Here is a 24,854-nt window from a genome sequence, read left to right on the forward strand (position 1 = left end):
CGTCAGCGTCGGTCAGGCGTCCACGGTCTCGCGCCGAGCGGCAGCATGGTAGGCCAGATATTTGCGCTGCGTCGAAATCCGGTCTGCGACATGCTTGGCATCATGCCAGACACCCCAGATGAAACTGGACCCTCTTCGCGACTGCCAAGGCAGGCCGAGAAAATAGATTCCAGGCTCGACCGAGACGCCGCGCTGGTGCTTTGGCCGGCCCCTCTCGTCAAAAGCATCGACCTTCAACCAGCTGTAATCGACGGCAAAGCCGGTGGCCCAGATGATCGCCGCTATCCCGGCGCCAGCCAGATCGAGCTCACGAAGCGGGTTGGTCAAGCAGTCCGGATCCGGGTCGATCCGACGGGCCGTGGGCTCCTGCTGAAGGTCGAGGCCGTTGCGCGCGACATAGGCGTCGGCCTCGTCCAGCAGCGACATCAGGTTGGCGTCACCGCGGGCAATGTTCTTCGCCAGATCGGGCGCGAAGGTCAGCACGCCGTCCTGATATGTCTTGGTCATGCCCACAAGGGTAAGCCCCTGCGCGGCCAGTCGACGGAAATCAATCGTCTCGCCGCCACGCGCGCCGCTCACCGCAATCGTGACATGTTCCGTGCCAGGCCCCGGGGTTTCGAGGTCCCATTTGCCGAGAACGCCAAGCCACCAGCAGAAATCGCGCCCGCGATAGGCGCGTGGCGGGCGGTCGTGCGGGCCGACCGAGAGGTAGACGCGCCGCCCCGAGCGCTGAAGCTCGTCGGCGATCTGCACGCCTGACGATCCCGCCCCGACCACCAGCACCGCGCCCTTCGGCAGCTGTCCTGGGTTTCGGTACGCGCTGGAATGAATCTGCAGAATACCTGCATCGTCGGGGACAATGGCGGGAATGACCGGGACCTGGAAAGGTCCGGTCGCCGCGACGATGCTGTTGGCTTCGATCACCCCATCCGACGTCTCGACGCGGAACCCGGGTCGACCGACAATTCTTTGCGCGAGCTTGACCTCGACGCCGCAGCGGATCGGCGCATTGATCTGCCTTGCATAAGCGGCGAAATAGTCCGCAACCTCCTCCTTGGAGGGAAAGCCGTCGGGACCCGTCACGGGAAATTCCATGCCCGGGAAACGGTCATGCCAGGCTGGCCCATTGGCAACGAGCGAGTCCCATCGCTGCGAGCGCCAGCGCTCGGCGATCCGGCCACGCTCGAGAACGAGATGCGGCACCGCGCATTTGCTCAGATGCTCAGACATAGCCACCCCCGCCTGGCCACCGCCGACGACAAGCGTGTCTATTTTTTCCACTGACATTTCTGCGTCCTTTCCCTCCAAGAGTTTCTGCGGATGCGAGGAGGTCAGATCGCTGGTGTACTGGAGGGACTGGTTAGCGAAAATTACGATTTCACGTGGCAGTGGTTAGCTTGTCCCTAAACGCCAGGAGCCAACGCGAGACTACGACAACATCGCCCTGGCCGCTTTTTCGCCGATCATCATGGATGGCGCATTGGTGTTGCCGCCAATCAGCGTCGGCATGATCGAGGCGTCGGCCACACGCAGATTTTCGAAGCCGCGCACCTTGAGGCCGGCCGGATCGACCACCGCCTGGGTATCGGTGCCCATCTTCGCCGTGCCGACCGGGTGATAGACGGTGAGCGCCTCGGCACGCAGATAGGCGAGGATGTCGGCGTCGGTGACGACATCGGGTCCCGGCAGGATTTCCGGTCCGCGAATATCGGCAAAGACCGGCGAGGCCAGGATCGAGCGCGCCAGCTTGATGCCCTCGACCAGAGTCAAAGCATCCTGCCCGTCGCTGAAGAAGCGGTGATCGATCAGCACATTTCGGCGGGTGCCGTCGCGCTCGAGCGTGATGTCGCCGACGCTTCCGGGTCTGAGCACGCAGGTGTGCACGGCATAGCCGTGGCCATATTCGACGAGCCGGCCGCGATGGCTGCGATAGCCCGGAACAAAGTGGAATTGGACATCGGGAATATCGCCGGCATATTTCGTCTTGGCGAAGCCGCCGGCCTCGACGTAGTTGGTCGTCAGCATGCCCTTGCGCCGGACGAAATACTGAAACGGCGCCACCAGCATCGCCGGCAGATTGGCGAGCGACAGGCCGAGCGTCTTGGTGTTGTTCGACCGCACGGTGATCATGCCGTCGACATGGTCGCGCAAATTCTTGCCGACGCCCGGCACGTTCATGACCGGCTCTATCCCCGCCGCCTTCAGCTGGTCGGCCGGGCCGATACCGGAAGCAAGCAGGATGCGCGGCGATCCGATCGCGCCTGCGCTGAGCACAACTTCGGCGCGGCATGTCAGCCTTTGGGCTGCTCCGTCCTTGATCACATTGACGCCGGTGACGCGCCCGCTTTCGACTGCCAGATCAAGCACCTCGACGCCTGATAGGACTTGGAGGTTCGGGCGGCTAAGAACCGGACGAACGAAGGCTGCATAGGCCGAGAATCGCTCGCCCTTGTCCTGGGTGACATTGTAGATGCCGAGACCGAGTTGGCCATCGGCGTTGAAGTCGCGGTTTTCAGGCAGGCCGATGTTCCGGCCCGCCTCTACCCACAGGTTGGATAAGACGTTGGGATCACGCGGATTGTCGACCAGCAATTCGCCGTCGAAGCCGTGATAGGCCGGGTTCTGCGACAGGAGATTCCGCTCCAGCCTCTTGAAGACCGGCAAGACGTCTGCATAGGACCACCCCGCACAGCCAAGCGCTGCCCACTCATCGTAATCCTGGGCGGCGCCGCGAATATAGACCATCGAATTGATCGAACTCGACCCGCCGAGAAGCTTGCCCCGGTTGACCGGTATGCGGCGGTTGTTGAGCAGCGGCTGCGGCACGCCCTTGTAGCCGTAATCGAAAGTCGGATTGCCGTAGAGCGAGAGAATGCCGGCCGGCACACGCACCCTTGTGCGGTCATCGCTGCCGCCGGCCTCGACGAGGCAGACGCGGTTGGCGGGGTTGGCGCTCAGCCTGTTGGCCAGGACACAACCGGCCGACCCCGCGCCGATGACGATATAGTCGAATTCCGCGGTCGCGATGCTCATGCCTTGCCTGCTAGTGCTCTTCGTCTTCGTCGTTCTTCAAGAGCTCGAGGATTTCCCGCTTCATAGCGATGAAGTCTGGCTCCATGACCAGATCCATGCTGCGCGGACGCGGGAGGCTGACGCGGATTTCCTTCTTGATCTGGCCGGGCCGGCCGGACATGACGAGCACCCGGTCCGCCAGCAGGATCGCCTCGTCAATGTCATGCGTGACGAACAGAACCGTTTTCTTGGAATGGTCCCAGATCCTCAGCAAAAGCTTCTGCATTGAGTGGCGGGTCTGGCTGTCGAGCGCTCCGAAAGGTTCGTCCATCAGCAGCACCTGCGGATCGTTGGCGAGCGCACGCGCAATCGCCACGCGCTGCTTCATGCCGCCCGACAGCTGCGAGGGATAATGGTTGGCGAATTTCGCCAGGCCGACCTCTTGGAGAAAATGCTCGACGATGGCCCTTCGCTCGACCGCCGACATGCCCTTGCGCTTCGGACCGTATTCGACGTTCTGCGCCACGGTGAGCCAGGGAAACAATGTATATGCCTGAAACACCATGCCGCGATCCGGGCCCGGCTCGGTGACCGGCTTGCCGCCGACCGAGATCATGCCGCCGGTGCGCTCCTCGAGACCGGCGATGAGATAGAGCAGGCTCGACTTGCCGCAGCCGGATGGGCCGACGATCACACAGAACTCATTGGGCGCGACATGGAACGAGATGCCGTCCAGCGCCAGTACGGCGTTGTCGCCGGTGCCGTAGCGCAGGGCCACATTATCGACGCCGATGTCGGCGCTCTTCGGTTTCGTCGCAAGTGTCAGGGCGTCCATGTCAGCGAATTCCTCAATTGGCCCAGGGAGCGACGAGGCGGCGGATGCCCCGGAACAATTGGTCGGTGCACAGACCAAGGATGCCGATCATGGCGATGGCCATGAAGATGACGTCGACTTGGAAGCCGCGCATCGCCTTGAGCGAGATATAGCCAAGTCCGCTGCGAGCGGCGACGAGTTCGGCAACGACAAGATAGGTCCAGGCCCAGCCCATGGTCACGCGCAGCACATCCAGCACGTTCGGCAGCGTGGCCGGAAAGACGATGTGGAAGACCGTGTCGCCGCGTTTCGTACCGAGCGTGTAGGCGGCGTTGACGAGATCACGCTGAACGCCGCGGGCGCTGTCGGCAATCATCACGAGCTGCTGGAAGAAGATGCCGAAGATGATGACGGCCACGCGCTGCTCGATGCCGATCCCGATCCACAGGATGAAAAGCGGCACGAAGGAGGTTACCGGCAGATAGCGGATGAAATTGACGAGCGGGTCGAGCGCGGCCTGGACGATGCGATAGGTGCCCATCGTCAAGCCGAGCGGCACCGCCACGATGCTCGAAATGACGAAACCGATCAGCACCACCTGGACGCTGGCGAGCACGTGCTCCCACAATGAGCCGTCAAGCGCCATCCTGATGGTAGTGGACAAGACGGATTCCGGGCGCGGCAGGAACATTTCCTTGACCGCTCCGGAATAGGTCAAAGCGAACCAGCCGCCGATGACCGCGGCCCAGACCAGGACGCTGAGCGTGATGGCGAGAGGGCGCGACACGGCCTGAAAAGGCGTGGCGACAGCTTTCCAGGCGGATCGACCGGGCTGATTTTTATCCACGCTCGTGGTCACGATATGGCTGATGGGAGAGGTTGCATTCGGTGCCAGTGTCACAGGGAAACCCTTTGGGCTGGAGAGACCGCAGGCGCGAGGCCCTACCTGCGGTCCAGCGACCTCACTTTACAAGGCGAGATCACTTCGTGAGGCCAGATCACTTCGCAAGGAAGGACGGATCGACGAGGTCATCGTATTTGATGTCCATCTTGAGCTTGCCGAAGCCGCCCCAGACATCGCCGCCGAGCTTGATCAGCTTGCCGGCTTCACCGCTCTCGCCGCCGGCGAAAAATTGGGCATTGCGGTCCTTGCCGTAGAAGTTCACGCCCGCGGCGGACGAGGCGAAGTCCTTCGGATCCTTGAGCCAGCCGCCAACGCCCTTGGCCATCACCTCGTAAGCCTTCGCAGGATCTTCCTTGATCAACTCGTTGGCCTTGTAGAGGCCCTTCACCAGCGCCTCGACGTCCCCGGGGTTCTTGGTGATGTAGTCGCAGTTCAGCGCCACCACATCGACGATCACGCCTGGTGTCTTCGAGGAGTCGATCAGCACCTGCCCCTTGTTTTCCTTCTTGGCCAGCGTCAGATGCGGCTCCCAGGTGACGGCCACAGGAATGCGGTCGGCCATGAAGGCGGCGGCGGCATCATCCGCCGTCATGTTGGTGATCTTCACGTCGGCCTGACTGAGACCGGCCTGCTTGAGCAGGATGTTGAACCAGAACTGCGACACCGAGCCTTCGTTCAGCCCGACCTCCATGCCCTTGAGATCGGCGACGCTCTTGACGCCGCTCGGCGCCAGGACGCCGTCGCCACCATGGCTGTCATCCAATGCATATACCGATTTGAAGCAGACATCCTTCGAGCGGTACTTCATGATTTCGTCTATGGTGGAAGCGCTGCCGTCGAGTTCGCCGGCGGCGACGGCGGCCATGTACAGCGATGCTTCCTCGATGATTTCGAGCGAAACATCGAGGCCCCCTTCCTTGAAGTAGCCCATGTCACGCGCAAGGAAGAGCGGGCCGTAACCGACCCAGGTCGTCATGCCCAGCTTCAAGCTGCCGGCTTCGGCGTGGAGGCTCACCGAAAGGGTGCTGAGGGCAATGCCGGCCGCAAGCGCGGCACGGCGAAACTTCGAGATTATTGTCGTCATCACGTTCCCCTGTCTTTTTCTGAGGTCAGGCGCTGTCTGCACCAAAACAACCCGCTTCGGGCGCATCGCCGAAGGCTGCCGCCTGACGTTCTTTTTGTTCTCTTTCAGCCGGCGGATGAAGCAAAGCACGCTGTGTGCGATGCACAAATAATGATTTTCGATAATTCTGCTTAGGCTGGGCCTAACCAAGCCGGCGCTGCCGCGTCTGCGCCACCCACAGACTTTGGCGTGAGACGGGTTGACGATCCCGATGACCTCATCGTCGCTTTCGGAGAGGTCAACGACGGTCGCCTCCTGGAATTTGCGAAGCTGGCTGGTGCGAAACAATTGGCGCCTGTATTCATGGTCGGGTGCAGGCAATGTAGAGCGAGGCGTGATAGCGATCAAAGCGACGGCGTGTGCAGAGTTTGCGTTCGATCTTCCTCATAGGCAGTGCCCTTTAGCATGGCTCGTCAGCATAGTGTTCCGGCAAAGGCGCCAACATCTGTGCTAGGCCGACGAAGTGGGACTGGAGAAGGTCGCCGATTTGCGCTGGCGAGCTCTCGCCATCGTGGAGGCGCAGGTCACGTCGCGAACAGCTGGCAAGTTCTGTTGCCGTGCCAACCGTGTGAACGAACTGTGGTCGACATCTCCCGTGAAGCGAATACCGCCGACGAGTTCATACCGAGGTGAAGCCAGCTTCTCTCGCGTCGGCCCCGAGGATGTCTGCTTTCAGTCCGCCGCGAAGCTGACCTGAACGTCCGATATACAGCGCGAAGCGGTCGTTCACGCAGCGACTAACCTACGTCGTCTTCGGTTAGCCTATATGGCATGGGCAGCACTTCGATCAGGCGCTCGAGACCATCCCAATCGCACGTCATTACCGCCTTTTGCCGCATGCATCGACTTAAGGTCTTTCCATCCTCGAAGGAGAGGCGCTATGTGTGGCCGTGCAAAACAAAACTGCAAGGAGCAAGAACTGAAGCAAGGAGCAGAACCTCTACCCTGCCCTTGGATCGTGTTCATATAAACGCTGGCATAGTGAAGCTCGGTTTGGCCCACTTCTAAGCGAAGTTGACCATAACTAATTGATATTATACAGTTTTGGTGGGCCCGGAGGGTGTTCAGAAAGCGATAAAAATCAATTTCTTAGAGATCAGTGGGACTTCAGAGTATTCAAATCTTTTCCAATGTTTTTCGATGTTGTTGTCCCACTCAGAAGTGCCTCAGTCCACCAAGCCGACGCACTGAACGCCTCACTCGGAAGGGAGGTTTGCGCAAGGCGAAAGGAAGATCGCGTCGGTGTGCAGCCTTCCTGAGGAAGGTCGCGGTAGCGCCAACTGCTGACGCTCAGCGCGAAGACATCAATGTCCTGTTATGGGGCCGTTAGAGGACCGGCCGCTTCTCGCGCCAAGAAGCGATAGCAGACATGCAACTAGGTGGTACAAAATCTCTAGCGTGACCCTTTAGAGACATTTGCGTGCGGCATTTGCGTCTCGAAAGCGGATCTTTAGTGCTACCAGCACCAACGACCGTCTGCGGTCGTTCAGAACACGGGTTACCGTCTCTAAACCGTATATTGGACCGGGCAGCCGCCGGAAATTGATCGAATCGAGGTGATCGCATGTCAGGAGGCGTTCAAAAAAGACCTACGACCGCGATCTTCATCGCGGCCGTTTTCATGGTGTCATTCCCGGCTATGCTGACAAGTTCTTTATGATCGGCAGCTTGCGGATCGTCTTGCCCGTCGCCGCCCGTAGCGCGTTGGCGACGGCCGGGCCGATCGGCGGCACACCCGGCTCGCCAACGCCCGTGGGCGGCTCGTCGGACGGCACAATGTGCACCTCGACGCGCGGCATCTGCTCGATCCTGAGCGGCATATAGGTGTCGTAGTTCTCTTGGTCTACGACACCGCCCGTCAGGGTCAGCTCCTCCTGGAGGATCGCGCCTAGCCCGAAGCCGATACCGCCCTCCATCTGAGCGCGAATCTGGTCAGGATTTATCGCGGTGCCGCAATCTACCGCGCAGACGACGCGGTCGACTTTGAAATCATTTCCATCGTTGAAGGTGATCTCCACCACCTCGGCGACATAAGTCGAGAGGCTTTCATGCAGGGCCACGCCGCGGAAACGGCCTTCCGGCAGAGGCTTGTCCCAGCCTGCCTTCTCAGCAGCCAATTTCAGCACGCCGGCATGCCGTGGATGGTGACCGAGCATCGACATGCGGAAGTCGACCGGATCACGGTTCGCAGCGGCGGCGAGCTCATCGATCAGGGTTTCCATTGCGTAAGCGGTGTGGGTGGAGCCTACCGAACGCCACCACAGCACTGGGATGTTCACGTCCGTGGTGGTCAGCTCGACCTTCAGGTTCGGGATCGCATAGGGCAGGTTGGTGGCGCCCTCTACGGAGGTCGGATCGATGCCGTTCTCGATCATCGCCGCAAAGGGCGAACCGCCCGCGATCGATTGGCCCACGATGTGGTCATGGAGAGCGACGACATTGCCTTCCTTGTCGAGCCCCGCCTCGACTGCGTGCACATAGGCCGGCCGGTACCGCCCACCCCGCATGTCGTTCTCGCGGGTCCACTGCACCTTCACTGGCTTGCCGGGTCCCAGTGCACGCGCTGTGGAAACAGCTTCGATAATGAGATCTGCGTCCGAGACCGCTCGGCGGCCGAAGCTGCCGCCGGTCTTCATCACGTGCAGCCTCACCTTGTCCGGCGTGGTGCCGCCTACTTGAGCGGCAGCCGCCTGATAAAGGTCGGGCATCTGGTGTCCGCCCCAGACGTCGATGGTGCCGTCTTCGTTGATTCGGGCGGCCGCGTTGAGTGGCTCGATCGAAGCATGGACAAGATAGGGGAATTCGTAGTGCCCTTGGATGACTTTCTCAGCACTGGCCAACGCTGCGGGAGTGTTACCGTCGTCGCGCGCGGTGGGCGCGCCCGGATCGTCTGCTGCCTTAGTGTATTCGGCCATGATCTCGGCCGTGCCGCGCCTTTCGGCCTTCTCTTCGTTCCAGGTCACCTCCACGAGATCGCGGCCCTTGAGCGCCGTCCACATGTCCCTGCCGACCACGGCAATGCCGCGCGGCGTCTGGACGACATCGACAATGCCGTCGAGTGCCTTGGCCTTGGAGGCGTCGAAGCTCTCGATCTCAGCGCCGAACTTCGGCGGATGGATCATAACGGCCGTATTGAGTCCATCCATCTTGAGGTCGATCGTGTAGGTCTGCGCGCCATTGGTCTTGCCGGCGGAATCGTAGCGCTTGAGGCTGTCCGATCCGATCTGGGCCCACTTGTCGCGCGGCTTTAGCGGCACGTCGTCGGGAACCGGCATTCCCGCTGCGGCTTCAGCCAGGTCACCGAAGCGCGCCTGCATCCCTGAGGCGTGCGACACGACCCCGGAAGCGACTGTGATCTCGCCGGCTGGCACGTCCCACCGCTGCGCCGCGGCCGCCACCAGCATGGCCCGTGCGGCAGCACCCGCCTTGCGATAGCGCTCCCACGACGAGCTCATCGACGTGGAGCCACCGGTTCCCTGCGCGGCCCCGCCCCAGGCGAGATTGCCGTAGAGCGCGGTATTGCCATATCCGCCGACCACGTGGACCTGCGCCCAGGCGCCGTCGAGCTCTTCCATAACCAGGGTGGCGATGCCGAAATAGGAGCCTTGTCCCATCTCGAACTGCGACGAGTGGATGACGATTCGGTTCTCCGGTGTGATCTCGACATAGGTCTGGAAGGGGTTCGCCTGGACCGCTGCAGGCGTCGTTTGTGCGTTGGCGGGCGCGGCCATCATTAGCCGGTAGCCCACGGCGAGGCCCGCGGTGGTGACGGCCGTGCCGAGGAGGAACTGGCGGCGCGTGGGCCCCACGGCATTATGCTTCGGGAGAAACTGCAACATGCCTCAAGTCTCCAGCCGGTTGGCGGTCTCGTGGATGGCCGCGCGGATGCGATGATAGGTGGCGCAGCGGCAGAGATTGCCGCTCATCGCCGAATCAATATCATCGTCCGTCGGCTTCGGCGTCTCTGTCAGGAGGGCCACGGCCGACATGATCTGGCCAGACTGGCAATAGCCGCATTGAGGTACGTCGAACTCGGCCCACACGGCCTGGACCGTTTCGCCGATCTTGCCCGACACGCCCTCAATGGTGGTGATCGAGGCTCCTTCGATGTCGCCGACTGCGGTCTGGCACGAGCGCGTCGGCATGCCGTTAACGTGAACCGTGCAAGCGCCGCACTGGGCAAGGCCGCAACCGAATTTCGTTCCTGTGAGTCCGATGCCGTCACGGATCGCCCAGAGCAGCGGCATCTCTGGATCGACGTCGAGTGTTCGCGCCTCGCCATTGAGGGTAAATGCGACCATGGCTTGCTCTCCTTGTCCTGAGCTGGCTATCTCGTTGCGCCTCCGCCCGGCTAGAAACCGGACTCTTCTTGCTGAGGCATAGCGACCACAGACTAGGATCGCGCAGCTCGAGCAACAAGCCGCTAGCTGGCAATCGCGAGATCGTGAAGTGGCTCGTGTCGAAAGGCTGGAGGCAACTGAATGTCATTTTTGGGCCGACCGGCCGGTCAGTTTCCGGCTCGATGACCTGGTTGGCAGTCATTCCGCTTCTAACCCTAAACCCCAGACATGAACTGTAGCAGCATCATAAAAGACGACATCAAGCGGCGATTTTTCGTTGCGCTGCACCGCTAGCTCGTTCGCGTGGTTCATGATCCGCTGGTTATCCGCGGATGCTGGTTCACCATAGATGCCAACACAGAGCTTGCGAAACTTGCCACGCGCTATGCGGTTAAGGATGTGGTCGTCATTCGTAGCGAGCGAATGGCCGAAAATGAAGAAGCAATGGCTGGCGGTCTTCACATTCGCGGTGAACTGCTTGAAGCCTTGGTACAGGTGGGCATTGTGACGGATCTTCGCCTTCTTCTGGGCGCTGGTGGGCTGATGAAGGGCGGCTTAGGGTCATGATTTCCGGTTCATCGCGCTGCAATGACCGATGAGTCACAGACGCCGCATTTCGCGCTAGACCGCAGCTGCGGTATTCTCGATCATACGCTCACCCATCCTATTCGCACCTCGTTGCCCCCGTTCGCCGCACCTATCGATCGGAGGCTTCCAGCCTCGCGATAGCCGCGCTATGCGGCTGCACACAACCTGACGACGAACAGGAGCAAGATTGGACATACAAGCCAGCACAAGATCGCCCCCCCTGTCCTTGCTCGTTTTCATGCGAAAATAATCAACTGAGTGCTGCGGGGATAGCGAGGCCGATTTGGCCCACTTCAGAGCGAAGTCGGCCATATTGACATTAAACATTTTGGTGGGCGCGGGGTGCTTGGAAAGTCAGAAATATCAAAGGCTTATTCGACAGTGGGACTGTGTTGCGTTGCTACGCTCTCCGGTCTTTTCCGTTTGATTTGTCCCACCCTGATGCCGATTGCGGTCATTCGCCGCTGCCTTGGTCAATTCCCGATTCCACAAGCATCCGGTCCTGAGTGGGCAGACGGCCTTCCTAGTGGCAATTAGCCAGCGACACGTTGACCTTTCTCGTCATGCGCGGGTGAAATCTGCGTTCGACCATATACGTCGTCGAAGCGAACGATATCATCCTCGCCGAGATAATCGCCGCTCTGCACTTCAATGATCACCAGGTCAATTCTGCCTGGGTTCTCCAGCCGATGCTTATGGCCGCAGGGGATGTAGGCTGATTCGTTTGTCGCCAGGAACAACTCCTGCTCGCCATTGACGATTTTCGCGGAGCCGCTGACCACGACCCAGTGCTCCGAACGATGATAGTGCATCTGCAGGCTCAGCCGCCGACCGGGCTTCACCTCGATGCGTTTGATCTTGAAGCGCTCGCCTTCCTCAAGAACCGTGTAGGTACCCCACGGCCGGTGTACCGTGCTATGGACCAGGTGAGCTTCATGTCCTGAAGCCTTGAGGCCCTCGAACAGCTTCTTGACGTCCTGAACGCGGTCGCGGGATGCGACAAGCAAAGCGTCCGGGGAATCGACGATCACCAGATCGCTGACACCGACCGTGCCGATGACGCGCTTGTCGGAGCTCACATAGCTGCCGGTCGTGTCGACCATATGCACATCGCCGCGTATCCTGTTCCCGCTTTCGTCGGGGGCGATCAAATCGGCCATTGCGTTCCAGGATCCGATGTCGTTCCAATCCATGTCGCAGGCAACCACGGCAAGTTTGTTCGTCTTCTCCATGACAGCGTGGTCGAGCGAGATTCGCGGGGCGGAGCCGAAATGCTCAGGCGCGAGTTCGATTTTGGCAAAGCCTTCGCCTTGACTGAAGCGCCCGTTCTCGTAGCTGTCGGAGACGGCCTGGATCACCGCGGGGCAATGCGATGCCATCTCGTCGAGCATGGTTTGTGCGCTAAAGCAGAAAATGCCGGCGTTCCAGAAGAAGCGCTTGGACGCGACATAGGCTTTGGCTGTGTCCAGATCCGGTTTTTCAACGAAACGGACGACTTTCTCACCATCCGCTTCGATATAGCCGAATGCCGTGTCCGGTCTGGTTGGGGCGATGCCCAATGTGGCGATCCGCCCGAGCTTCGCATGTTCGATGGCCCGGCACATGACGTCTAAAAATGCAGGCAGGTTGCCAACCATGTGATCGGCTGGGAAGACGCATAGAATCGCGTCAGGGCCTTGCGTTGCCTTGGCATGGATGGCGGCTGCCGCAACGGCTGCGGCCGTATCCCGGCCTTCAGGCTCGAGCAGAAAGGTGCGTGGCAGGACCACGGAATCTAGTTCGTCGAACTCGTCCTTGGTAAGGAAGAGGTGTTCCCCAGATGTCACGGCGACGAGTTCCACTACGCCCTTTATCGAACCGACGCGCAGCACAGTGTGCTGAATGAGAGAATGTCCATCTGCTACTTTAAGGAAAGGTTTGGGGTGCGATTGCCTCGAAGCGGGCCATAGCCGCGATCCGGCTCCACCGCTGATGATGACGGGAACCACTTTCATTAAACAACCTCGATTTCGTCTCTGGACGTCATTGCCCGCGCCCTTAGACTAGCGTCAGCGTCACGACCGCCGTCGCTCTAGGATGGTCTTGCGGCGCTCCGAGTAACAGAAGTTCTGGCCCGTTGCCGAACGGCCGCAGATGAATGATCTCGTCATTCTGTATTCGTGCCCTAAGGCCGTTGGTTTCATCGACGTCGGCAACAGTCCCGAATGGAGCCAAGAACTGCTGCAGTGTGTCCGGATCCTCAAGCCTGCGGATCAAGCTGAGCAGCTGCGGGACATTTAGCGTATGCCATGGCCCGCCTCTCGTGGATTGTCGATGTCTCTATGCCTGTTCGTTCCATTTGCCGAATTGCTCAGGTAGCGGTCTTAATCAAGATGAGAGATTCTTTGGCTGCCTTCTATCAAAATCAAACGACTTGGGTCCTTCAGATCGAACTCAATTACCCGCGGTACGAAAAGGCGTGCATATCGTGTAAAGGCGCTCGTCGGAGGAAACCGAATTACAGTATCGCAGCGCCCGAGAAGATACATCTCAACGAGGGCGGAAATTGCGCCGTCGATCCCAAGTGCTGCAGTGTGTAAGGGGCCGTCTTGATCGGATCGGAAATGCTTGGGGACGGTGAGAAGATCGGGAAACTTGGCCGACAGATGATCCAGGATTTGCGCGCTGTCCGTGCACAAGAACAGCCGCACAGGCTTGGGGTGCGGTAACGCTTTAGCCTTGTCAACCGCAGTGCACACTTGTCGAACGGCGAACTCCGGATTGGCCCAGTAGGGCGCATGGTCCATGATGTCTTCACCGTTACCATGTCGAACATGAACCCCGATGATGCTGTGCCCCTCAAAACATTCTTGGTAAATGGCATCTATGCGTGTTTGAATTTCAGACCGAGGCTTGACACTCTGGAAGACCTGCCGCTCGGCATCCTCATCGCAGCGCCACATCAAGCAAGCGTCACACACTACTGTGTTCGCTTCGACATCGTGTTCGGCCTGAAAGAGCTCGCCCAACTCGTCGCGCTCTTGGAAAATCTGCTCATCTGGGCGGTAAAGGCAGTTGATCGCTGGCCTATTCCACCACTCCGGGAAGAATGGACCCGGAAAGGAAAAGTCGTTGATCCGGTCGTCGCAAATAGCCGGTACGCCAGCGATGTCATTGATCGGTTGGAAGAACACCGGAAAGGCATTTGTGAAGGGTTGGTCGAGATAGCAGGACCCGCGCCAGTCGACGGCTAGCGTTCGTCCCGACCGCTGAGCGTAGCGCCAAGCGGCCGCCAGCGACCACAGACAATCACCGAACCCCGTACGCCTCTGAGAGACGACGAACCTGCGCTTTACCAATCCACTGACCTGCATTTTCGGAAATCTCGTTTCAGAGACGAGGTTGCATCTGGCTTGGGATCTCTTAGTCGATACTAGTCGACCGTTACGCCGGGCGATTTGGTAGAGGCTGCGCGTGGGGCAGAAGAGCTCCCTCAGCACTGCCTATCCTTATCTTCTGTGACGCTCGCAAATCTTGACGCCGGGTACATTCGCTTCCGGTTTAAATTCAGCGTTCTCTAATGCGCCCGGCGACATGTGTAAAATTGATTGCGTGAATGTGGCCCATCCATGTGATGGATACTAAGGCGTTCCTTGACCATGAGCCTCTGCTGACGTGGGGCCGCGCTTAGCTAAGCGAAACAGCCGGTCGAGGCAGTCCACAAAGTCCCTTTTTCAGTCCAATTCTTAACTGCCTCAACGTAACATGTCATTTGCGGGCGTTTCCTGAAGGACGGATGTGCAGGACCCGCCAGCCGTCGAATGTCAGGCGCAGGCCATCCACGTCATTTATGGCCATCATGGCGTCGGTCCCACCGAAAGATGCGACACGGCGCCCTCTGACGCTTTCAAGTGCGCCAACATGGCGCAACTCCTGCCGGATAGCTTTCGAGCCGGCTGGACTGAGCGACTGGCACGCGATGCTGTGCGACGATGGCCGGGAGAGGAATTTTGGCGTCTGCAGCCATGTGGAGGATCGTTCCGACGGTTCTGCGGGTTCTCGGTGTCAGAGCCGACACCTGTGCGAACCCGCTCTCGTCCGTTTTCGACAGGCCCTTGAGGTTCATGACCCTGTTGTTCGCCGAGATCACCCGCCAGTTCAGCGATCCAGGTGAAGATCGGCACGCCGGTCGATGCGGCGATCATCGCCTCGGCCAGCGAAGATGATGAAGAGGGCCATTGGGTCAAGTACAAGCGCCGACCAGCGTTTCATTGCTTCAAAGCCCATTTCGGTGCCTACGCCGAGACGGCCCTTGTCGAGGAGATCGCCGTCACGGCGCCCACACCGAGGACGGCAACGCCGTTCCTGATGCTCTGCCCGACAATCCCGGCGAAGTGTTTGCCGACAGCGCCTACCGAGGCAATCATCTCGGCGACGCGGTGCGCGCCAAGGGTGGAAGGCCGCGCATCGTCGCAACCGCTATGTGGGGGCGCGACGAGGCCGAAAGCTCGACGCCTGGAACCAACCGATCCTTAGAATTTGTACTCGGATCGAGAAGATCTTCGGCACCTGTAGCCGGATGCGATGGCGAGGGCTGGCAAAGGCGGCCGTTCAAATTCGCCGCACTGCGATCGCCTACAGTATGAAACACAGTTTGATGGTCGCCTCGTCCCGCCCATCGTTGAAGCCCAGCTACCGTTTTCGGGCTAGCGCGCCCGAAATTCCTTGGAGGTCAATACGTAATGCCCTACCCGGCTTTTCGCCGCCGTCTCAGATGTGCGGTTCGCCCAAAGCCCCCGACTGCCACGAACTTTGTCTTCGCGCGGAGCGAAACCTCGCGCCCACGACTTTGTGCCGCCGATGTGCCGCGCTGCCTGTCAAACAATCCATTTTATGGATGCACCTCATCCAAACAATCGATTTCACTGATCAAAACAATTTCCATTAGAAGACGCTGAAGCAGGCAAAGATTACTTGGTCAGCGCAAAAGAGGGATGGTGGAGTTCTAGTGTGGCTTGGACCCACATGCTCGCCATTTTATCTGGGAACGGCTACGTGCCCTGCTGGCGCAGGGCAATACGATTCTACTGGCCACCAACTTCGTGGAAGAAGCGGAGCGGCTATGCAACCGACTGTGCGTGCTTGAGAACGGATGTAGAATCCCAGAAGGCGTCCTAACTCGCTGATTGATGAGCAAATCGGGTGCGACGTGATTGAAATCTATGTCGCTCACCCCGCGAGCTGAGTTCGGCACTCAGGCCGCATGTGCGACTTAGGCAGGTTAGCGGCGAGACTCTGTTTTGCTATGCCTCGAAGCCGGAGCAGGTGTGCTCGCTGGCTGACACTGTCAATGACGAGCTCCGCGCCGCATCTGTCGAAATCCTACCATAGGGTATGAGGCGGGCCGCCGGTGTGGCGAGCCAGATTCGAAACTTCAACTACCATAGAGCAGGAAGAAAATGGGCGAGAACAGGAAAGTTGCTCTGGTTACGGGCATAACGGGACAGGATGGTGCCTATCTCACGCGTCTTCTGCTGGAAAAAGGCTACGTCGTTCATGGGATTAAGCGACGTTCCTCTTCCTTCAACACGGGTCGCATCGAAGACATCTACCAAGACCCGCACGATCCCGATCCGCGCCTAATTTTGCATTACGGTGACCTCACTGATGCGACTAATCTCATCCGAGTAGTTCAGGAATCCCAGCCAGACGAGATTTACAACTTGGCCGCTCAGAGCCATGTCCAGGTGTCGTTCGAAACGCCGGAATACACAGCAAACGCCGACGGTATCGGAACATTGCGACTTCTTGAGGCGATCCGCCTCCTCGGTCTGAAGGACAAGACCCGCTTCTATCAGGCCTCGACTTCAGAGCTCTACGGCCTCGTGCAATCCGTACCGCAGAACGAAACAACGCCCTTTTATCCGCGCAGCCCTTACGCCGCCGCCAAGCTCTACGCCTACTGGATCGTGGTCAACTATCGCGAGGCCTATGGTATCCATGCTTCCAACGGCATTCTATTCAATCATGAAAGCCCACTGCGCGGCGAAACTTTTGTGACGCGCAAGATCACCCGCGCCGCCGCTGCTATCTACCTCGGCAAGCAGGACAAGCTTTATCTCGGCAATCTCGATGCTCAACGCGATTGGGGCCATGCGCGTGAGTACGTGCGTGGTATGTGGATGATGATACAGCAGGATCAACCGGATGATTACGTGCTGGCGACGGGCAAGACGACCCCTGTCCGCCAATTCGTCGAATGGGTTTTCGAAGATGTCGGCGTCGAGCTCGAATGGCGTGGTGAGGGAGTCGACGAAAAGGGCTATGATGTCGAGACCGGCAGATGCCTAGTCCAGGTAGACCCACGCTACTTCCGCCCCACGGAAGTCGATCTTCTCCTGGGCGATGCCACCAAGGCGAAGGAGAAGCTCGGCTGGGTGCATGAGACATCCGTGCGCGAGCTCGCCGCGGAAATGGTGCGGGAAGACCTCAAGGTCATGCAGACATCGGTAATAATGAAGGAAGCATAATGTACGAGCTGAAGGGAAAAGCCGTGTGGGTCGCGGGCCACAAGCATGGTGGGCAGCGCTGTTGTACGCCGCCTCGCGTCTGAAGACTGCAAAGTTATGGCCGCCCTGACGTTTCCCCCAAATTTTATCCAGTCGTGAGTTCGTTTCCGGGGGTGGATTTGCCCTGATCCGTTGTGCGAGTGCGGACGCGCGCCGTTGTAATCGGCGCGCCATACATTGAGCCTCGCGCGGGCCTGGGCCAGGGACGTGAACCGCGTCTCGTTGAGGAGTTCATCGCGAAGGTGGCCGTTGAAGCTCTCGCGTTAGGGTCCTAGCCAACCTCTGACTGTGAACTCGCGGAAGCGATTTACGGCAAGCGCACACAGCAGCTCGTCCACGGCGTACATGAAGTTTGGAAACTTATAACACTGGTACACACCTCCATGGCGGAACATTATCTCCAATATCTCAGCGATTACCGGATAGCTATCTGCCTTCACCTACCTCGGCCTAGTGCAGAATCTTGGCCGAACGAACTCGGCGCTCTTGCTGCACACCAATGGTCCGTCCCGCGCGAAGTGCGATCATACCGCCGCAGCTTACCTTCAAATCCGGCACTGGCGAGGATCTAGATCCAAGCCGACGGCGCCGGGGATCAAAGAAAAGCCCGCCGACCGAAACCAGCCGCGGGCTTGACTGGGATGGCCCGCGCGGACGGTCAAGGCTGCGCCGGCCGACCATGGCGCAGGGACCACCTTAGTCAACGGCACGGCCCGATGACGGCGTGCCGATGTACCACAACATGCGGCGAGATAGAGCCTTCCGGCCTCGCGGAAAAAAGCCCGCTGGTTTTGAGCCAGCGGGCAAGTTCTGGAGTGGCTGAGATCAACCCAGCATCAGTCAACGACCGGCGGAAGGGTTGGTTGCAGTGGATGCAAGCTAGCCGCATCATGCTGTGAATCGTAGCAAAGTGAAAAACAAACTCTGGACTTCTAGGTCGGACTCGCCCCAATATTTGTTTGGGGGAATTCACATGAAAATTGGAGCACTCATCGCAAGTGCAGCCCTGTGCGTCAGCGGCTGCTCTACGAGCACTGTCGTGTCGGACAGCGATCTCACGGCAATGAATACCGTTGCGCTATGTCACGTTCTCGCCAGCAGCACGGACGAACAGTATCGTAGTCGGGTAGCGTCCCTTCTAGTGCGCAGGGGCGCAACAGCAGAGAAGTGCACCAGGCTTGTGCAAACCGACAATGCTGTCGCGACGGGCATAGCGGTCGCGGCTGTCGGCGGCGCAGCTGTGGGTGTCGCTGCCAACAACGGCTATGGAGGCGGAACATATTACCGGCCACCGCCACCACAAACCTATGGCGTCGCGTGGGACCAATTCTATGGCCAGAACTACAGCGTTATCTGGCGCTGCCGCGACCGGTCCACCGGGCGGTTCGTTGACGATTACTATTGCGCCGGCCTGCCCATGGTCGACAGCGCATGGCCGGGCTGGTCGGCGTAGCGGATGAGCAGGCCATACCGCAAATATCGATCCAATCGGTGGCAGAGACCCACCGGTGCCAAGCTGTGGCGGCGCCAACTTGCGAGCGTGCCGGCAATGCTCGGTCTTACGGCAGCGGCGGCAGTGGCCGCCTTCCTGGCGCCGTCGAGCGCGCAACGTAGCAACGATGCATCAAAGGCCAGCCCACGAAGGGTGGCGCCCGCTTCGCTTACCGGTGTCGCTTCCGTCATTGACGGCGATACGATCGAAATCCACGGCCAGCGCGTCCGCTTCAACGGCATCGACGCGCCAGAGAGCCGGCAGCTGTGCCGCGATGCGAATGGCGCCGAGTATCCTTGCGGCCGGCGATCGGCCGAAGCGCTGGACACTTTCCTAGCCGCGTCGAGGCCGCTCGAATGCACATTCGTGACGTGGGACCGCTACCACCGCTTTGTCGGCCATTGTCGGCGCGCCGACGGCGCGGGCGTGGCCGCCTGGATGGTCGAGCACGGCCAGGCGCTGGATTGGCCTCACTACAGCCAGGGCGCTTATGCGGGGCAGCAGGCGCAAGCCCAAGCCTCAAAGATCGGCCTGTGGGCCGGGACGTTTCAGGCACCCTGGGAATGGCGCGCTGCGCACGCCGACGGCGCGGCGCCGTCGAGTCGCCCGCTGGGCATCATCAGCCGTAAGCTGGTCGCGCAGAGCGGCTATTCTTGCGAGCCGCGGAGAACGTGCAAGCAGATCGGTTCCTGCGACGACGCCAACTGGTACCTGCAAAACTGCTCATGGGGCGGAAAACTCGATCGCGACAAGGATGGGATCCCCTGCGAAACACTCTGCTAGCTGAAATGTAACGGAGTAAGCGCGCTACGGCCTGTTCGGCTTTCCGCTTACACCGATCCAACGAAGACCATGCATGGGCGGCGCGGTCTGCTAGCCCCATTTTTTGACGAGGTATTCTATATCTGAAGGGCAGAAAAAGTTGTTGCGACAATAGAGAGAAGACGCCTTAACTAAGACTTTCAAAATCGTTAACACAGTTATTTTTCAGTGTATGCTGACAGGCGATCAAGGCGTGATGTTGCCCTGTCGGGGGGGCGAGTAAAATGCAGACTGTGATGAGTCAAAAGCTGGCAAGCTATGGCCAGTGGACCTACCGTGGTGCCTGGGCCCTAGAGATTGCGGCCGCAGCGATTGGTCTTACGACAGGTGTAGCATTAGGCGTACAAGCGTTTTCTGCAAGCGAGTCTGTCACTGCAATGGACTTAACGCTCGCCAGTGCACCCTTTCTCATGGTGGCAATCGCGGAGCTCACCAAGATACCGATAGCTACACTGCTTTTCAGCGCGTCTTGGCTCTGGAAGCCCATAATCTTGGTCTTCCTCCTGATTCTTGCAGGCATCACTTTCGAAACTGTCTTTATGGGGATGGAGAGGGCAGGCGCATTATGGGGATGGAGAGGGCAGGCGCATTGCGTCAGCTGCGTTATGAGGAGCTCGTAAACAAGATTGATGCCCTTGAACAGGAAGCGACAAAGCTCGCCTCTGCTGACGAACTTGGTCGAAGAGCCGATCAGGTCGATCAAGCCCGTTCCGAAATTGAGCAGCTGACCTCTCTTGCGGAAAAATCGCGTGCGACCTTTCAGTCGCAAATTGCCGAGGCCAATGCGGAATTGGAGGGAACGACAGCCCTTACTCCAGAGGCCTCGCGTGTTCGCGATCAAGTGGATGAGAAAAACGCGGTTCGATCGGCGCTGATTCAACAGCGTGATCGCGAAGTTAAAGACGCTGTCGATCAGTTTGAGCGCCAACGCGACAGCTTTGTTGAACGTATCAAGATGGCGCGCGATTCAGGCGACAGCGACTCGGCACGCAGGCTAGAATCGGAAGTGGCTAAACTTGCCAACCCCCGCACGAAAATTATCACCAAGTTCGACACTCAGATTGAGCCGCTCGATCAAGAGATTGCTGCGCTGCGCGAAAATTTCGATCGTTTGCGGGCAAATAGCCCTCCTATGACTGCTGACCAGAGGCAGAAGCTTGTCGATAGGCGTTCGTCTCTGGAGCAAACGCGCGATAGTGATGCCGCGGCTTCGCAGCGTCGACTGGATGAAGCGGGCAAACGGCTCGCAGATGCCCAGGCGGCAGAAGCGAACAAGGCAAACACCTCGGCGCAAAACCAGGTCAGACAGGACCATATTGCCAAAGCCCTCAGCGCCTTTGCCAAGGAGCGGATCCCAATGGCGCGGACAGATCAGGTCCGCCGTATTGCCTCACGGTGGTACGGCAGCAAACCTGAACTGGTGACTGAGGCACAGGCCGGAATAATCTCTGTGATTTGGTTCGGCTCGCTCGCGCTCATCGCCGCGCTCGCGGGACCAATTACGGCAATGGTCGCTCTAGCGCTCCAGCGCATTGCCGCCCGAGAAGAGGACAATTCCGAGAGCAAGACTTCCAGGCTGCTCCGCAGAATGCTTCTGAGTTGGCGTTGGCGCCGAATTCGAACGATTAAGGTACCAGTCGAAGTTATGGTCGAGAAAGAGGTTGAGAAGCGGGTTGAGGTGCCTGTGGAAAAGGTGGTCAAAGAGATCCTCTATGTTCCGCTCTTCACCGATGATCCCGAAGTCCTTCGCAAGGCCCTCGACCAGGATTTGCCGCCTGAGGTCTCAGACCTCGTAACGGTATCAATGAAGGGTCGCAAAAGTGCTCGTCCGGCATAACACCACCCTGCTTGAGCAAGCCGTCGATCTCGCCGTCAAAAGGTCAGCGATTCCAACCTTGCAGGCTCAAGCCGCGGCCCAAGAGAAGACAGCCCGAGCGACCGCCTTTCGCCGAATGGCGACTGGCGGAGCCATTGCAGTGGCGGCGGTCGGGATTGGGCTAGGCATCAATCTTGGTCTATGGGACAAAACCTTGCCGGAGCCGGCGGCTTTGCCGACCATAGAGCAGCCAAGCGATCTCACCTCCCCAAAAGATGAGCCGCCTATTCCTGTTCCAACTCCAAAGCCAACTCAGGAGCAGGCGCCCCAGGCTGACGTCCCTACCAAGCCTGACGTGGTGACCGTCGACTTCAACAAGTTCGCCACTAAGAACGTCGAGTTCCAAGGCACCACTTGGGAGTTAATCACAGGTCACCACTTCAAGGATGAGAACGACCAAACCTGGGACCGAGCGTGGTGTTACTCTCGGCGGAGTGTGAACGGCGTAGACGTAAATGTATCATTGGCAGCTCGTTCTGCACCGACAGCGCCACCAGCCGGGCCTGGCGCTGCTGCTCAGACGCTTCAGTTGGTCGGCCTTAATGATTCATCCGCCGTCGATCTTGCAACAAGATGCGCGTGGCTGGATGGTCGCACATTTGCGTCTTCAGACATCATTCCTGACTCGTCACGAGAGCAGGCCGCAACTGTCCCTGCAGAAACTCCTGCGACAGAGGTCGATCCAGATAGTGGATTTGTTGTCGTGTCCGGGTGGGACGCGATCGGAAACGACCTGCCGGATATGCCAATTAGGAACGTGAGTTCTGAGCAGTGTCAAACCGCCTGCGACACCGACTTCAGGTGTCTAGCGGTTACTTATAACACAAAATTTCGAGCTTGTTTCATGAAAGGGGACGCATCGCTACTGGTCAAAAGCGAAGAGTCGATCATGGCCGCAAAAAAAGTGGTCGAGAGCAATTTGCGCTACTCGAATTTGGTGTTCGCCACAAAAACGGAAATTTCTGGCAACGCCTATTGGACCTCTCCGCTCCGATATCCAGACTGCATACTGCAATGTGCAAACGACAAATCCTGCTTAGGGTTCAATTTCCGCAAAAAAGAAAGTGCGTGTGTCCTTTTCAACAGCATAGCCCAATCCGCTGATAACGCAGCGGTCGCATCTGGCATCAAGAGCGTCGCCAACTAAAGTTGAAGCGAAGAACCTATCCTCAGGAGCGATTGAAACCAAGCCGCTTGTCAAAGAAAGTGGCTAGCAAAATTCCACGATAACCTTTGGGTTAGCGGCAGGAATGTTCTTCGACGAAGCTCCAGCAGAATGCAAAGTGGAGCCAACTGAGGCATCTTAGAGAAAGAATTGTCGTCGGCGCATTGCGGGACCGTCTGACTGAATGTCAAAATGGGGCCCGAGGAACGAACCCGCTGCGCGGGAGGGGCGCCTGCGGTTGAGGTAGTGATCAAGACCGGTCGTCGCGCTGGCGTTGAGCGTCGTCCGGCGGGGGCAGAGCATGACGGGCTTCTTCAACAAGGAGCCTGACCAATGCCCCATCCCGTTCTCGATGCACCCATCAGCCCGCTGCGCCAGCGGCTGATCGACGACATGAACATGCGGCGTTTCTCACGCGAGACGCAGCGCAACTATCTCCGCGACATCGGACGCCTGGCGACATTCCTCGGGCGTTCACCAGACACCGCTACCGCCGACGACCTGCGCCGGTTCCAGATCGAGCAGCAGGAGGACGGCGTTCCCGTGCCAACGATGAACAGCATCGTGTCGGCACTGCGCTTCTTCTTCACCCACACGCTCGACCGCCCGGACCTGGCGCGCAGGCTTGTCCGGCTGGCGCATCCGCGCAACCTGCCCGTGGTGCTCAGCCGCGACGAGGTGGCCCGGCTGCTCAACGCCACCACGTGTCTCAAGCACCAGGCCGCATTGTCAGTCGCCTATGGCGCGGGCCTGCGTGTCGCCGAGGTGTCGATGCTGAAGGTTGCCGACGTCGACAGCGAGCGCATGCTGCTGCGCGTCGAGCGTGGCAAGGGCGGGCGCTATCGCAACGCCATGCTCTCGGAGGACCTGCTCTTGTTGCTGCGTGAGTGGTGGAAGGTCGGACGTCAGCAGGGCGTGATGCACCGCGACGGCTGGCTGTTCCCCGGACAGCACGCGATGAAGCCGATCAGCACGCGGCAGCTCTATCGCATCGTCGTCGAGGCGGCCCAGGCCGCCGACATCGCCAAGCGGGTCGGGCCGCACACGCTGCGCCACAGCTTCGCCACCCACCTGCTGGAGGACGGCACCGACATCCGGATCATCCAGGTCCTGCTCGGGCATGCCAAGCTCAACAACACCGCCCTTTACGCGAAGGTGGCGACCCGGACGGTGCGTGCCGTGACGAGCCCGCTCGACAAGCTCGGGCTGTTCAAGCCGGGAGAGGTCTCGCCCGACATCTGAGCCGTGCGCGCCTCGATCGAGGTCGCCGACATCTTCCGTACTGCCGGACCCGTTTACCGGGCTGCCCATGCAGGTCACCTGAGCCTCGCCCAGCTCAAGGTCATGTCGGCGATCGAGTATTGCCGCACCGCAGCCCTTGGCGGTCACGTCGAGGCTTGCGAGGACTGCGGCCAATGGCGGATCGCCTACAACTCCTGCCGCAACCGGCACTGCCCGAAGTGCCAGGGCGCGGTGGCACGGACATGGTTGACCGAGCGCGAGGCCGATCTGCTGCCGGTCGGCTACTTCCATGTCGTGTTCACGCTGCCCGCCGAGGTCGCCGACATCGCCTTCCACAACAAGGCGCTCGTCTACGACCTGCTGTTCAAGGCGGCAGCGGAGACGATGCTGACTATCGCCGCCGACCCAAGACACCTCGGCGGGCGCATCGGCATCACCGCGGTGCTCCACACCTGGGGATCGGCGATGACGCACCATCCGCACCTGCACATGATCGTGCCGGGCGGCGGCATCGCGCCGGACGGAAGCCGCTGGATATCTTCTCGGTCGGCCTTCCTGCTTCCGGTACGCGTACTCGGCAAGCTGTTCCGACGGCTCTTCCTCACCCGGCTGGTCGCGCTGCACGACGCAGGACGGCTCGCCTTCTTCGGATCGATGGCGCACCTGTCCGCGCGGCAGGCATTCGTGCGGCACCTGTCGCCGGTCCGCAAGAAGCACTGGGTGGTGTACGCCAAGGCGCCGTTCGCCGGGCCGGAGGCGGTGCTCGCCTATCTGTCCCGCTATACCCACCGGGTTGCGATCTCGAACCGCCGGCTGATCGCCTTCGACAAGAGCGGCGTCACATTCCGCTACAAGATCCCATGAGGTGTGAATAGCGGCCGGGGCTGTAAAAGGGCGCGGTTGCTTGAACTCTCTGGAGACCGACCAT

The 24,854-nt window shown here is 59.6% G+C and carries 17 protein-coding genes and 3 pseudogenes; 9 read left to right on the plus strand and 11 right to left on the minus strand.

The features are described 5' to 3' along the window. Positions 1-12: 12 nt before the first annotated feature. The 10 genes from NKH01_RS31615 to NKH01_RS31660 all read right to left on the minus strand — a co-directional run bounded on the left by NKH01_RS31615 (position 13) and on the right by NKH01_RS31660 (position 14,134). Positions 13-1,287 (minus strand): flavin-containing monooxygenase, encoded by a 1,275-nt coding sequence (locus tag NKH01_RS31615; RefSeq protein WP_352700483.1) that lies wholly within the window; start codon positions 1,285-1,287, stop codon positions 13-15. Positions 1,288-1,428: 141 nt separating this feature from the next. Continuing rightward, entirely contained in the window at positions 1,429-3,033 is a 1,605-nt protein-coding gene (locus NKH01_RS31620) for a GMC family oxidoreductase (protein ID WP_352700482.1), read from the minus strand. Between the two features lie 10 nt (positions 3,034-3,043). After that, positions 3,044-3,847, minus strand: coding sequence for an ABC transporter ATP-binding protein (locus NKH01_RS31625; protein WP_352700481.1), 804 nt, complete (start codon positions 3,845-3,847; stop codon positions 3,044-3,046). A 13-nt stretch (positions 3,848-3,860) separates the two neighbouring features. Continuing rightward, positions 3,861-4,673, minus strand: a complete 813-nt coding sequence (locus NKH01_RS31630) for an ABC transporter permease (protein WP_352700480.1) — start codon at positions 4,671-4,673, stop codon at positions 3,861-3,863. 151 nt (positions 4,674-4,824) lie between these two features. Further along, a complete protein-coding gene (locus tag NKH01_RS31635; protein WP_352700479.1) occupies positions 4,825-5,814 on the minus strand; it encodes an ABC transporter substrate-binding protein in 990 nt (329 codons plus the stop codon). Between the two features lie 1,676 nt (positions 5,815-7,490). Beyond that, positions 7,491-9,692 (minus strand): xanthine dehydrogenase family protein molybdopterin-binding subunit, encoded by a 2,202-nt coding sequence (locus NKH01_RS31640; RefSeq protein WP_353017404.1) that lies wholly within the window; start codon positions 9,690-9,692, stop codon positions 7,491-7,493. Between the two features lie 3 nt (positions 9,693-9,695). Continuing rightward, complete coding sequence (locus NKH01_RS31645; protein ID WP_352467057.1) at positions 9,696-10,154, minus strand: (2Fe-2S)-binding protein; 459 nt, start codon at positions 10,152-10,154, stop codon at positions 9,696-9,698. Between the two features lie 237 nt (positions 10,155-10,391). After that, positions 10,392-10,706, minus strand: a complete 315-nt coding sequence (locus NKH01_RS31650) for a DUF4917 family protein (RefSeq protein ID WP_084642609.1) — start codon at positions 10,704-10,706, stop codon at positions 10,392-10,394. A 608-nt stretch (positions 10,707-11,314) separates the two neighbouring features. Continuing rightward, positions 11,315-12,775 (minus strand): mannose-1-phosphate guanylyltransferase/mannose-6-phosphate isomerase, encoded by a 1,461-nt coding sequence (locus tag NKH01_RS31655; protein WP_051409650.1) that lies wholly within the window; start codon positions 12,773-12,775, stop codon positions 11,315-11,317. A gap of 369 nt (positions 12,776-13,144) precedes the next feature. Further along, positions 13,145-14,134 (minus strand): nodulation protein NodZ, encoded by a 990-nt coding sequence (locus NKH01_RS31660; RefSeq protein WP_023718699.1) that lies wholly within the window; start codon positions 14,132-14,134, stop codon positions 13,145-13,147. Between the two features lie 796 nt (positions 14,135-14,930). On the opposite strand from NKH01_RS31660, the gene NKH01_RS31665 reads away from it, so the two are divergent. The 3 genes and pseudogenes from NKH01_RS31665 to gmd all read left to right on the plus strand — a co-directional run bounded on the left by NKH01_RS31665 (position 14,931) and on the right by gmd (position 17,290). Continuing rightward, on the plus strand, positions 14,931-15,296 hold the full coding sequence (locus tag NKH01_RS31665) for a hypothetical protein (RefSeq protein ID WP_023718700.1): 366 nt from the start codon (positions 14,931-14,933) through the stop codon (positions 15,294-15,296). A gap of 476 nt (positions 15,297-15,772) precedes the next feature. Then, positions 15,773-16,088, plus strand: a pseudogene (locus tag NKH01_RS31670) (nodulation factor ABC transporter ATP-binding protein NodI); the annotation flags it as partial. 131 nt (positions 16,089-16,219) lie between these two features. Continuing rightward, positions 16,220-17,290: a GDP-mannose 4,6-dehydratase gene (gmd, locus tag NKH01_RS31675; RefSeq protein WP_353017399.1), complete on the plus strand. Its 1,071-nt coding sequence runs from the start codon at positions 16,220-16,222 to the stop codon at positions 17,288-17,290. A gap of 167 nt (positions 17,291-17,457) precedes the next feature. On the opposite strand, the pseudogene NKH01_RS31680 reads toward gmd, so the two are convergent. Continuing rightward, positions 17,458-17,589 (minus strand): annotated as a pseudogene (locus tag NKH01_RS31680) (integrase core domain-containing protein); the annotation flags it as partial. Between the two features lie 920 nt (positions 17,590-18,509). Here NKH01_RS31680 and NKH01_RS31685 point away from each other — a divergent pair. The 6 genes and pseudogenes from NKH01_RS31685 to NKH01_RS31710 all read left to right on the plus strand — a co-directional run. Further along, positions 18,510-18,782, plus strand: a complete 273-nt coding sequence (locus tag NKH01_RS31685) for a hypothetical protein (RefSeq protein ID WP_023803258.1) — start codon at positions 18,510-18,512, stop codon at positions 18,780-18,782. A 123-nt stretch (positions 18,783-18,905) separates the two neighbouring features. Next, positions 18,906-19,604 carry a thermonuclease family protein gene (locus NKH01_RS31690; RefSeq protein ID WP_353017396.1) on the plus strand — a complete coding sequence of 233 codons (699 nt, stop codon included), beginning with the start codon at positions 18,906-18,908 and terminating at the stop codon, positions 19,602-19,604. Between the two features lie 628 nt (positions 19,605-20,232). After that, positions 20,233-21,480 (plus strand): hypothetical protein, encoded by a 1,248-nt coding sequence (locus NKH01_RS31695; RefSeq protein WP_353024213.1) that lies wholly within the window; start codon positions 20,233-20,235, stop codon positions 21,478-21,480. After that, positions 21,464-22,666, plus strand: a complete 1,203-nt coding sequence (locus tag NKH01_RS31700) for a PAN domain-containing protein (protein ID WP_353016593.1) — start codon at positions 21,464-21,466, stop codon at positions 22,664-22,666. Before NKH01_RS31695 ends, NKH01_RS31700 begins: the two co-directional genes overlap by 17 nt. Before the next feature lie 351 nt (positions 22,667-23,017). Next, entirely contained in the window at positions 23,018-23,926 is a 909-nt protein-coding gene (locus NKH01_RS31705; protein ID WP_353016596.1) for a tyrosine-type recombinase/integrase, read from the plus strand. 3 nt (positions 23,927-23,929) lie between these two features. Next, positions 23,930-24,781, plus strand: a pseudogene (locus tag NKH01_RS31710) (IS91 family transposase); the annotation flags it as partial. Between the last annotated feature and the right edge of the window lie 73 nt (positions 24,782-24,854).

The sequence above is a fragment of the Mesorhizobium sp. M1403 genome (genome assembly GCF_040317695.1).
In the GTDB taxonomy this organism is placed as follows: domain Bacteria; phylum Pseudomonadota; class Alphaproteobacteria; order Rhizobiales; family Rhizobiaceae; genus Mesorhizobium.

What these genes read in the sequence shown, in the direction of transcription:
- NKH01_RS31615 (WP_352700483.1), bottom strand. Translation starts at nt 1,287, where the DNA reads ATGTCAGTGGAAAAAATAGACACGCTTGTCGTCGGCGGTGGCCAGGCG.
- NKH01_RS31620 (WP_352700482.1), bottom strand. Translation starts at nt 3,033, where the DNA reads ATGAGCATCGCGACCGCGGAATTCGACTATATCGTCATCGGCGCGGGG.
- NKH01_RS31625 (WP_352700481.1), bottom strand. Translation starts at nt 3,847, where the DNA reads ATGGACGCCCTGACACTTGCGACGAAACCGAAGAGCGCCGACATCGGC.
- NKH01_RS31635 (WP_352700479.1), bottom strand. Translation starts at nt 5,814, where the DNA reads ATGACGACAATAATCTCGAAGTTTCGCCGTGCCGCGCTTGCGGCCGGC.
- NKH01_RS31640 (WP_353017404.1), bottom strand. Translation starts at nt 9,692, where the DNA reads ATGTTGCAGTTTCTCCCGAAGCATAATGCCGTGGGGCCCACGCGCCGC.
- NKH01_RS31645 (WP_352467057.1), bottom strand. Translation starts at nt 10,154, where the DNA reads ATGGTCGCATTTACCCTCAATGGCGAGGCGCGAACACTCGACGTCGAT.
- NKH01_RS31655 (WP_051409650.1), bottom strand. Translation starts at nt 12,775, where the DNA reads ATGAAAGTGGTTCCCGTCATCATCAGCGGTGGAGCCGGATCGCGGCTA.
- NKH01_RS31660 (WP_023718699.1), bottom strand. Translation starts at nt 14,134, where the DNA reads ATGCAGGTCAGTGGATTGGTAAAGCGCAGGTTCGTCGTCTCTCAGAGG.
- gmd (WP_353017399.1), top strand. Translation starts at nt 16,220, where the DNA reads ATGGGCGAGAACAGGAAAGTTGCTCTGGTTACGGGCATAACGGGACAG.
- NKH01_RS31705 (WP_353016596.1), top strand. Translation starts at nt 23,018, where the DNA reads ATGCCCCATCCCGTTCTCGATGCACCCATCAGCCCGCTGCGCCAGCGG.